The sequence below is a fragment of the Escherichia sp. AM3 genome, from assembly GCF_032029835.1.
Taxonomy (GTDB): Bacteria; Pseudomonadota; Gammaproteobacteria; order Enterobacterales; family Enterobacteriaceae; genus Escherichia; species Escherichia coli.
Genome location: NZ_JAVUPQ010000538.1, coordinates 1 through 506 on the forward strand (window position 1 = coordinate 1; position 506 = coordinate 506).

General features: G+C 42.9%; 1 protein-coding gene. It reads left to right on the forward strand.

Annotated elements, in window-relative coordinates:
- Positions 1–109: 109 nt before the first annotated feature.
- Positions 110–506, forward strand: a 397-nt coding sequence (locus tag RTW80_RS27100; RefSeq protein ID WP_312721183.1) for a stationary phase growth adaptation protein, incomplete at its 3' end; no start/stop codon positions are given.

Here is a 506-nt window from a genome sequence, read left to right on the forward strand (position 1 = left end):
CTCATAATCAATGTAGAGATGACTAATATCCTGAAACTGACTGAACTAATTGAGTCAAACTCGGCAAGGATTCGATACTATTCCTGTGTAACTTTCTTAAGGAACGAGAATGAAACAGGAAGTGGAAAAGTGGCGACCTTTTGGACATCCGGATGGTGATATTCGTGATTTATCATTTCTTGATGCTCATCAGGCTGTCTACGTTCAGCATCATGAGGGCAAAGAGCCTTTAGAGTATCGCTTTTGGGTTACCTACTCTCTTCACTGCTTCACAAAAGATTATGAACATCAGACGAACGAAGAAAAACAATCGTTAATGTACCACGCGCCTAAAGAATCTCGTCCCTTCTGCCAGCACCGTTATAACTTAGCGCGCACACACTTAAAAAGAACTATTTTGGCGCTGCCAGAAAGCAACGTTATTCATGCCGGGTATGGTAGCTATGCCGTGATTGAGGTGGACTTAGACGGAGGAGATAAGGCATTTTACTTTGTTGCGTTCAGGG